This is a genomic window from Saccharothrix obliqua, assembly GCF_019375475.1.
Classification (GTDB): Bacteria; Actinomycetota; Actinomycetes; order Mycobacteriales; family Pseudonocardiaceae; genus Actinosynnema; species Actinosynnema obliqua.
Map to the genome: position 1 here is coordinate 1 of NZ_JAHXGQ010000025.1, position 5,946 is coordinate 5,946.

Consider the following 5,946-nt stretch of genomic DNA (forward strand, 5'->3'; position numbering starts at 1 on the left):
ACAACGCCGCCGGAGCCGTTCCCGTCAGCAGGAAGCCCTCCGACTCGGCCTGCGCGCCGATCCCGTACGACTGCGTGGAAGCACCGACGAACACGCCGACGTCGTTGCCGCGCAACGAGGTCGGGTCGATCCCGGCCCGCTCCAACGCCTCCCACGACGTCTCCAACAACAACCGCTGCTGCGGGTCCATCGCCAACGCCTCACGCGGCGATATGCCGAAGAACCCGGCGTCGAACGCACCGGCGTCGTCGAGGAAGCAGCCCCGACGCGTCGCCGAGCGCCCGGCGGCGGCCGGGTCGTCGGTGAACAACGAGTCCAGGTCCCACCCGCGATCGGTGGGGAACCCGCCGACCACGTCGTGCCCGCCGGCGAGCACGTCCCAGAACCGCTCCGGCGTGTCGACGCCGCCGGGCAGCCGCACGCCGATCCCGACGATCGCGATGCCCTCGCCGCGTTCGGCCTCCAGCTCGGCGACGCGCTCGCGGGCGCGCCGCAGCTCGACCGTCATGCGCTTGAAGTATTCGACGCTCCGGCTCTTGTCGTCCACGGTGTCCCCCACGGTGTCAGCCCAGTTCCCGGTCGAGGAACTCGAACAGGTTGTCCTCGGTGACCTCGTCCAGGTCGTCGTCCGCACCCGCGCCGGGCAGCGCGGCCAGCAACGCGCGCAACTTCGCCGCCACCCCGGCGACCGCCGGGTCCTCGGCGTCCAACGCGCCGATCGAGGCGGCCAGTTCGTCCAGCCGGTCCACCAGGGTGGGTTCCGGGTCCCCGTCGAGCAGCCCGTGCAGGTGGTCGGCCAGGGCGGCGGTGTTGGGGTGGTCGAACACGACCGTCGCGGGCAGCGCCAGACCGGTCGCCGAGCCGAGCCGGTTGCGCAGCTCGACGGCGGTCAGCGAGTCGAACCCGGCGTCCCGGAACGGTGTCGTCCGCCCGAGGTCGCCGGCGGCGAGCCCGAGCACGGCGCCCGCCTCGGCCCGGACCAGGTCGAGCAGCCGCGCCCGCCGCTCCGGCGCGGTGAGCCCGGTCAGGTCGGCCACGCCGCGGCGAGCGGGCACCTGCCGGACGGGACCGGCGATGCCGTCCAGCAGGGCGGGCAGCACGCCGTCCCGGGCGCGTTCCCGCAACACCCGGCGGTCGAGCCGGACGGGCACCAGGTGCGCCACGGGCGCGCCCAACGCCACGTCGAGCAACCGCAGGGCCTGGTCCGCGGCGAACGGGCGGACACCGGACCGGGCGAGCCGTTCGAGGTCACCGGTGCCGAGCCGCGACGTCATGCCGGCCGACGACTCCCACGCGCCCCACGCCAGGGACACGGCGGGCAGTCCCGCGGCGCGGCGGCGGGTCGCGATGGCGTCCAACGCCGCGTTGGCCGCCGCGTAACCGGCCTGGCCGGGGGAACCGAGCACACCGGCGGCGGACGAGAACAGCACGAACGCGGCGAGGTCCAGGTCACGGGTCAGCTCGTCCAGGTGACGTGCGGCGTCGAGCTTGGGCCGGAACACCGCGTCCAGGTCGTCCTCGGACATGCCGGCCACGACCGCGTCCGCGACCACCCCGGCGGCGTGCACGACCGCCGTCAGCGGCGCGTCGGCGGGCACCGCGGCGAGCAGGTCGCGCACCTGCTCGCGGTCGCCGACGTCGCACGCCACCAGCGTGACGGACGCGCCGGCTGCTTCGAGCCGCGCCCGCAGGTCTTCGGCCCGGTCCGCGTGGCGGGACGCGATGACGACACCACGCACGCCGTATGCGGTGACGAAGTGCTCGGCGACGGCCGCGCCCAACGCACCCGTGCCGCCGGTCACCAGCACCGAACCCGCCGGGTCGGGTCGACGTGGCAGCGTGAGCACGTTCTTGCCGACGTGCCGGGCGGCGGCCATCTCGCGGAACGCGTCGGCGGCGTGCCCGACGTCCCAGCGGGTGACCGGGGGCAGGGTCAGCGTGCCGTCGGCGAACCGGGGGAGCAGGTCGGCCAGCAGCTCACCGATGCGTTCCGGCCCCGCCTCGACCAGGTCGAACGCGCGGTAGCCCGGGATGCCGGCCCGGAGGTCGGTCTTGCCCATCTCCACGAACCGGCCGCCGTCGACGAGCAGCCGCAGCGACGCGTCCACGAACTCGCCGGCGAGCGCGTTGAGCACGACGTCGACCTTCGGGAACCGGTCCGCGAACGCGAGCGTGCGCGAGTCGCCGATGTGGTCGTCGGCCAGGCCCATCCCGCGCAGGACGTCGTGCTTGCCCACGCCGGCGGTCGCGAACACCTCGGCACCGAGGTGGCGGGCGAGCTGCACCGCGGCCGTGCCGACACCGCCGGTCGCGGCGTGGATCAACACCTTCTCGCCCGCGCGCAGGCCACCGAGGTCCATCAGGCCGTAGTAGGCGGTCAGGAACGCCACCGGCACCGCCGCCGCCTGCTCGAACGTCCAGCCCCCCGGCACCGGCGCGACCATCCGCGCGTCGGTGACGGCGGTCGTGCCGAACGCGCGGGGGAAGATCCCGAACACCCGGTCGCCCGGCCGCAGCCGCACCCCGTCGCCGACGTCGACCACCACGCCCGCAGCCTCGCTGCCCAGCAGCGGCTCGCCGGGGTACATCCCCAGCGCCATGAGCACGTCGCGGAAGTTGACGCCGGCCGCGCGGACCGCGATGCGCACCTCCCCGGCCGCCGGCGGTCGGTCCGGCACGCGCCGGGGTGCGATCCCGTCTGCCGTGCCCGCTCCGGTGACCTCCAACGCCCACCGGTCGGCGGCCTCGAACCGGCGCAACCGCGGCACCCACACCCGCCCGTCGCGGACCGCGACCTGCCACCGGCCGGACGCGATGGCCCGCGACGCCGCCGCCGGGTCGTCCAGCTCGGCGAGCAGGAACCGGTCGGGGTGCTCGGCCTGGGCGCCGCGCACCAGGCCCCACACCGCCGCCGCGGCCGGGTCGGCGGCGGTCGGGCCGGTGGCCACCAGCACCTTGGTCCGCTGCCACCGCGCGTCGCCGATCAGCCGCCGCAACAAGGGGAGCACGGCGGCCACCGCCCGCCTCGGCTCGGTGGACCGCACCCGGTGCAGCAACCAGTCCGGTGGCGTGGGCAACGCGTCGAGGTCGTCGGACGCCACCACGGCCACCTCAGCCGGTTCGGCCGCCGGCAGCTCGACCCAGTCCACCGCGTACAGGTCGTCCGCCGACCGGTCGGCCGCGACGGGTCGGCCGAGCAGCGAACCAATGGTCAGCACGGGTTCGCCCGCCTGGTCGAACACCTCCAGGGCGGCGCCGCCGTCGGGGGTCGGCGTCATCCGCACCCGCACCTCCGTGACGCCACGTCCGGACAGCTCGACGCCGTTCCACGCGAACGGCACGCGCACCTCCGTGGAGGACATCGCGCCGAGGTGCGTGGCGGCGTCCATCAACGCCGGGTGCAGTGCGAACCCGGCCGGGTCGACGCCGTCCGGCAGCACCACCTCCGCGTACCGCTCGTCACCACGCCGCCACGCCGCCCGCACGCCGCGGAACGCCGGCCCGTACGCGTACCCGGCGTCGGCCAGCTCGTCGTACAGGCCGGTGGCGTCCACGGGTTCCGCGCCCGCCGGCGGCCACTGCCCGAGCTTCGGCCGCCGCGTCGGCTCGGCGGTCAGCGTGCCGGTCGCGTGCCGGGTCCACGTGCCGCCGGTCCCGGAGTGGACGGCCACCCGGCGGCGGCCCGCGTCGTCCGGTCCGCTCACGACCACCCGCACCGACCGCGCTTCGTCCGCGCCGACCGGCAGCGGCGTCTCGGCGACGAGTTCCGCCACCACCGGGCACCCCGTCCGCTCGCCCGCCTGCCAGACCAGTTCCAGCAACGCCGCGCCGGGCACCAACGCCTCGCCCGCCACGACGTGGTCGGTCAGCCAGGGCTGTGCCGACCGCGTGAGCCGCCCGGTGAGCACGACACCGCCGGTCTCCGGGTCTTCCACGGCGGCGGCGAGCACCGGGTGCGCGACGGGGTCCACGCCGAGCCCGGAACCGTCGCCACCCGTGTTCGGCGCGAGCCAGTAGCGGCGGTGCTCGAACACCGTCGTCGGCGCGGCGGCCTTCGGACCGGCCGGCAGCACCGCCGCCCAGTCGACGGCGACGCCCCGGGCGAACGCCTCGCCGACCGCAGTCAGGGCGGACCGCGCTTCCGGGTGATCGCGGCGCGTCACGGGTATCGCCGTCACATCCAAGCCCTCGACCAGGGCCGTCAGCGTGCCACCCGGCCCCAGCTCCAGGACCACCCCGTCCGGCAACGCACGCACGGCGTCGGCGAACCGCACCGTCCGGCGGACCTGGTCCACCCAGTACGCGGGCGAGCAGGCCAGGTCGTCGGTGAGCGGACCGCCGGTCACCGTCGACACCACCGGCACCCGCGGCGGGTGCAGCGCGACCGACGCGGCGACTTCGTGGAACTCGGCCAGCATCGGTTCCACCAGCGCCGAGTGGAACGCGTGGGAGGTGTTCAGCTCACGGCAGCGGTGCCCGGCCGCGACCAGCTCGTCCACCGCCGAGGCCACCCGCGCGCGTTCGCCGGAGATCACCACCGAGGCCGGTCCGTTCACCGCGGCCACGTCGATCCCGCCGCAGATCTCGCGGACCTCCTCCTCGCCCGCCGCCACGGCGACCATGACGCCGTCGCCGGGCAGCGCGCGCATCAGCCGCCCCCTGGCCGCCACCAGCCGCGCGGCGTCCGGCAACGACAGCACACCGGCGACGTGTGCCGCGCTCAGCTCGCCGATCGAGTGGCCCACCAGCGCCACCGGCCGGACGCCCCAGGACGCCAGCAACGCGGCCGTCGCCACCTCGACGGCGAACAACCCGGCCTGCGTGTAATCCGTCTCGTCCAACCCCGCGCCATCGCCGAACACCACGTCCCGCACCGGAGGTCCGGGCAGGTGGCGGTCGAGTTCCGCACAGGCCGCGTCGAACGCATCCCGGAACACCGGGAACGCGGCGTGCAGCTCACGCCCCATACCCGGCCGCTGCGCACCCTGACCGGCAAACGCGAACACCACCCCGCCGTCACCGGCGGGCGCCGGGGTCGGCAGCGAGCGCAGCAGTTCGGCGGCCCGCGCCGGGTCGTCGGCGACGACGACCGCCCGGTGCTCCCGGACGGCCCGCGCGGTGGCGAGGGTCCGGGCGGTCGCCGCCAGGTCCGCGCCGAGGTGCCCGGCGATCCGCTCGGCCTGCGCCGTCAAGCCGGTCGCGGTGCGCGCCGTGACGACGATCGGCACCGGTCCGGTGTGCTCGACGGGGTCCGCCTCACGACGTGGTCCTTCTTCCAACACCACGTGGGCGTTGGTCCCGGACACGCCGAACGAGGAAACCCCGGCCCGGCGCGGACGGCCGTTCGCCTGCCACGGCACGGGTTCGGTCAGCAACTCCACCGCACCCGTCGACCAGTCCACCCGGTCGGTCGGGCGGTCCACGTGCAGCGTGCGCGGCAACGTCCCGTGCCGCATCGCCAACAGGACCTTGATGACGCCGACCACCCCGGCCGCGGCCTGCGCGTGCCCGATGTTGGACTTCACCGAGCCCAACCACAACGGCCGAACCCGCTCCTGCCCGTACACCGCCAGGATCGCCTGCGCCTCGATCGGATCACCCAACACCGTCCCGGTACCGTGCGCCTCCACAACATCCACATCCGACGGCTCAAGCCGGGCACTCGCCAACGCCCGGCGAATAACCCGCTGCTGAGCCGGACCGTTCGGCGCGGTCAACCCGTTCGACGCACCGTCCTGGTTCACCGCCGAACCACGCACGACCGCCAAGATCTCCCGACCATCCCGCAGCGCATCCGACAACCGTTGCAACACCAGCACACCGACGCCCTCCGACCAGCCGGTGCCGTTGGCGTCCGCCGCGAACGACCGGCACCGGCCGTCGGGTGAGAGACCACGTTGCCGGGCGAACTCCACGAACCCCGCCGGGGTGCCCATCACGGTGGCA

1 protein-coding gene and 1 pseudogene are annotated in these 5,946 nt (G+C 75.2%); both read right to left on the reverse strand.

Features of this window, described 5'->3' with window-relative positions; translation table 11 throughout:
* A partial coding sequence (locus tag KZQ38_RS35605) for a beta-ketoacyl synthase N-terminal-like domain-containing protein (RefSeq protein WP_308258747.1) occupies window positions 1–559 on the reverse strand: 559 nt, incomplete at its 3' end.
* Window positions 560–563: 4 nt separating this feature from the next.
* Window positions 564–5,939, reverse strand: a pseudogene (locus tag KZQ38_RS35610) (type I polyketide synthase); the annotation flags it as partial.
* Window positions 5,940–5,946 lie beyond the last annotated feature (7 nt).